Genomic DNA, 3953 nt, shown 5'->3' with positions numbered 1-3953 from the left:
AATGGTTTTTATCAAGGCGAAGCTCGCCGTTCATGTCGAGACCTGAACAAGAGCTTCAACACCGAGAGAAACCATTTTAGGACCGCCCTACGGGGCTTTCAGGCGAACCCAGAATCGCCTGAAAGCCAGAGTTCATCTGAATTCATCAGAGGTGCTTTAATCCTACTTTCACTATCAGGATGCATATAATGAGACATTATTACTTAATCAGTTTATTACTCATCATTTTCAGTGCTCCATCTTATTCCGGTCAAATTTATAAATGCGAGCGCCCTGATGGCAGCAAAAGCTTTTCCAATCAACCTTGCGGAGGAAAGGCCATCGATCAAACCGATCAGCTGACATCGAATACTTCAACATCGGAACTTACCTCCGCCGCGCTGCAAGGAAAGTGGCTGATTACCATGGTTGGCGATATGGACATGAGCAGCATGGATCTTGGCGAAGATATCTGGCAGTTTTCCGGCAATCAATGGACCGCTATTTCCAGTGGCAGAGCCTTAAGTCCCGAACCATTCAGCCTTGATGGCAATATCATCGATACGTCCGGCATCAAGATCAAAGTCCTCGAGTTCACCGGCTCCCGCATGAAGGTTGATACCATGGGAATCATTCAAACCCTCGAAAAGCGCTAATCACGCCTGACCGATTGGCACCTACCTTGACCGAACAGGTGGGTGCCTCGGATTATCATCAGTTGCCGGCCTTAGGCTCGGCAGCGAGGCGCCCAGTAGGCTACGCACCCCCATACCAACAACGGTACGTGCAGATAACTACCATCATGGATCGATAAGTCCTTGTTAAAAAACAAATAGTCGAGACAAAACGAACAGTATCGAACCCAGCACGAACATAATCGATCAAACACTCATTGACAATCTGCCCAAATGGACATATACAATGGTCTGCTAGTCTATTAGTTTCCCACCGCTGAGACTCGCTGAACCCAAGCCTTCTTCCGCAGCCCCAGTAGAATAATTACAACACCAGGGACGGTACGATGTCGCAAGCCAAAGTGCCCACAGATCATATCGATCTGATCAATAGCTCATGGAAACGGTGCCGTGAATTCGGCCTCGATCATTCCAGCCAACCCAAGCTGCAACGCCTGAACAAGGGCGAGCTCAGCAGTTTGATTGATGAACATCAGTTTCTGGTGCAAACCACGGGCAACGAAGTACTGCCCTACTATGAGAACATCCTCTCCAACTCCAAAAGCCTGATTCTGCTCACTGACAGCCGCGGCCAGCTGATCAACAGCTGGGGCGATCGACGTTTTGTTGGCCCCCAACGTACCGCCTTCTTCGAGCAGGGTGTGGCCTGGAATGAAAAGATCGGCGGCACCAACGCCATAGGAACCGCCCTGGCCACCGGCGAGGCGGTGCAGATTCAACGGGACGAACATTTCCTCAAAGCCAATCGTTTTATGATCGGTTCGGCGGCCCCCATCTATAATGCCAATCGCGATCTGCTGGGGGTGCTGGACGTCTCCAGTGACAGCTATTTACCCCAGGCCCATACTCTCGGCATGGTCAAACTGATGTCTCAATCGGTGGAGAACCGGCTGATCATTAACCGTTTTCACCAGGAGCATTTCCTGCTGACCTTTAATACTAACCTGGACAACATCGACAGCCCCTGGGCCGGATTGCTTGTGTTTAACGATGAAGGCACCGTTATCTCGGCCAATCGTCGTGCCGAACTTATGCTCGGGCAGGATCTGACCCAGGCCAATATTATCGAGCTCTTTGATTGCCCTTTGCGCGAACTCAAGAGCCATCCGGAACAACTGCCCGTACCGCTCAAGGCCCTGGGCAAATATCAGATGCACGCGTTGATCAAGCGTCCCTCCCAGCCCGTTATTGAACCCGTCGATTTCCGCCATACAACTCCTGTCGAGAACGACAAGGATTGCATTCCCTTGCATCGACTGGGTTTTGGCGATGAGCAGATTACCCGCGCAATCCACCAGGCCGAACGCATCATAGAGAAAGAGATCCCCATTCTTATCCATGGTGAAACCGGTGTCGGTAAAGAGGTATTTGTTAAAGCCCTGCACCAACAGAGCTCGCGCCGCAGCTACCCACTGGTTGCCGTTAACTGCGCGGCGATTCCTGGCGAGCTGGTCGAATCGGAGCTGTTCGGTTATGCCAAGGGCGCCTTCACCGGCGCCAGCAGCAAGGGGGGCATAGGGCTTATTCGCAAGGCGCACAAGGGCACGCTGTTTCTCGACGAAATCGGCGATATGCCAAAGAAAGCCCAGGCGCGTTTATTGCGTGTCTTGCAGGAGCGCAAAGTCACTCCCCTGGGCACTACCGAGTCTTACGCCGTAGATATCAAACTGATTTCGGCCACCAACCGTAGTCTGAAGGAAGCCGTGGATCGCGATCACTTCCGCCAGGACCTTTATTACCGGGTCAGTGGGCTGAACCTGGAGCTTCCGCCCCTGAGACAACGGACCGACCGCGAGGCTCTGTTCCAGGAAATCCACCGCCTCTATCGAACCCAGGACCAGGCTGACCATCTGTCACAGGATATTCTTACCCTGTTTAACCAACACCCCTGGCCGGGCAATATCCGACAATTGGTCAGTGTCTTGCAAATTGCCCTGGCCATGGCTGACCGGGAACCCATTCGCAGCTGGGACCTGCCCGACGATTTTTTTGAAGATATTCAACCTGCTGGTACACCAACCCCGGAATCGGAACAATCCATCCCCTCAACAAAGCTTTCCGGCACTGCTTCCGTGCTGGTCCATCCGGCCACTGCCACCAACGATACACCTCCGCTGGAAGCCCAGCCGGCGGCTCGCCATAACGCCGAACTGCTGCGACTCTATAACCAGAATATGGGTAACATATCTCGTACCGCCCGCGCATTGAATATGAGCAGGAACACGCTCTATAAGCGTTTACGCGAACTGGGCGTACGCTAACCGCCTTCCACCCTCGCCCAAAGCGGCCGCTTGTCAGTGACGGCGTTCGCCCTATAGAATTCCCAAACACCTTGTCGAGTAATGGAGCAACGACTCCAGCTTATTTGTGGAGCCTCATCATTTATGACCCAACAGCGCCGTCAGGAACAGATCCTTGAAAGAATCGAGCAACAGGGCTTTGCCAGCATTGATGAGCTGGTCGATCACTTCCAGGTCACCCCACAAACCATAAGGCGCGACCTGAACCACCTGGCCAGGCACAAAAAAATTCGCCGTCACCACGGCGGTGCAGGTATTGAATCGAGCACCGTGAATACGGCCTACCAGGCACGCAAGGTGATGAATCAGGAAGCCAAGGACAAACTCGCCGCCGAGTTAGTCAAAATGATCCCCGACGGCTCCTCCCTGTTTATCAACATCGGCACCACCACCGAAGCCATCGCCCAGGCTCTGCTGCATCACAAAAACCTGCAGGTAGTCACCAACAACATCCATGTTGCAGCCATCCTGAGCGCCAAGGAAGATTTCTCGGTCATCATCGCCGGGGGGGAAGTGCGTCATCGCGACGGGGGTATTGTTGGTGAAGCGACTCGGGATTTCATCAACCATTTCCAAATGGATTTCGGCATTATCGGAATCAGCGGTATTGATGAGGACGGCTCATTGCTGGATTTCGATTACAGCGAAGTGCGAGTGGCCCAGACCATTATCGAAAATTCCCGTCAGGTATTACTGGCCGCTGATCATTCCAAATTTGGCCGCAACGCCACTGTTCGACTGGGCAACATCAGCCAGATGGATCATGTCTTTACCGACACTTCACCACCCGATGGGATCAACGAGATTTTACAGGCGAATGAGATTCAGCTGCATTTAATCTAGGGCACCTCTGATTAATTCGGATAGATCTCTGCGGATCCTATAATGGTTTTTATCAAGGCGAAGCTCGCCGTTCATGTCGAGACCTGAACAAGGGCTTCAACACCGAGAGAAACCATTTTAGGACCGCCCTACGGGG

3 protein-coding genes are annotated in these 3953 nt (G+C 52.6%); all 3 read left to right on the top strand.

Annotated features, from left to right (window positions below; genetic code table 11):
* The first annotated feature begins 188 nt into the window (after positions 1–188).
* The 3 genes from MIB40_RS19170 to MIB40_RS19160 all read left to right on the top strand — a co-directional run bounded on the left by MIB40_RS19170 (position 189) and on the right by MIB40_RS19160 (position 3817).
* On the top strand, positions 189–635 hold the full coding sequence (locus tag MIB40_RS19170; RefSeq protein WP_249697117.1) for a DUF4124 domain-containing protein: 447 nt from the start codon (positions 189–191) through the stop codon (positions 633–635).
* Between the two features lie 365 nt (positions 636–1000).
* Complete coding sequence (locus tag MIB40_RS19165; protein ID WP_249697116.1) at positions 1001–2935, top strand: sigma-54-dependent Fis family transcriptional regulator; 1935 nt, start codon at positions 1001–1003, stop codon at positions 2933–2935.
* Between the two features lie 123 nt (positions 2936–3058).
* On the top strand, positions 3059–3817 hold the full coding sequence (locus MIB40_RS19160) for a DeoR/GlpR family transcriptional regulator (RefSeq protein ID WP_249697115.1): 759 nt from the start codon (positions 3059–3061) through the stop codon (positions 3815–3817).
* Positions 3818–3953 lie beyond the last annotated feature (136 nt).

The organism is Aestuariirhabdus haliotis (assembly GCF_023509475.1).
In the GTDB taxonomy this organism is placed as follows: domain Bacteria; phylum Pseudomonadota; class Gammaproteobacteria; order Pseudomonadales; family Aestuariirhabdaceae; genus Aestuariirhabdus; species Aestuariirhabdus haliotis.
Note: the sequence above shows the minus strand (reverse complement) of the source record. Positions and strands in the feature narration are given on the sequence as shown.

What these genes read in the sequence shown, in the direction of transcription:
- MIB40_RS19160 (WP_249697115.1), top strand. Translation starts at nt 3,059, where the DNA reads ATGACCCAACAGCGCCGTCAGGAACAGATCCTTGAAAGAATCGAGCAA.
- MIB40_RS19165 (WP_249697116.1), top strand. Translation starts at nt 1,001, where the DNA reads ATGTCGCAAGCCAAAGTGCCCACAGATCATATCGATCTGATCAATAGC.
- MIB40_RS19170 (WP_249697117.1), top strand. Translation starts at nt 189, where the DNA reads ATGAGACATTATTACTTAATCAGTTTATTACTCATCATTTTCAGTGCT.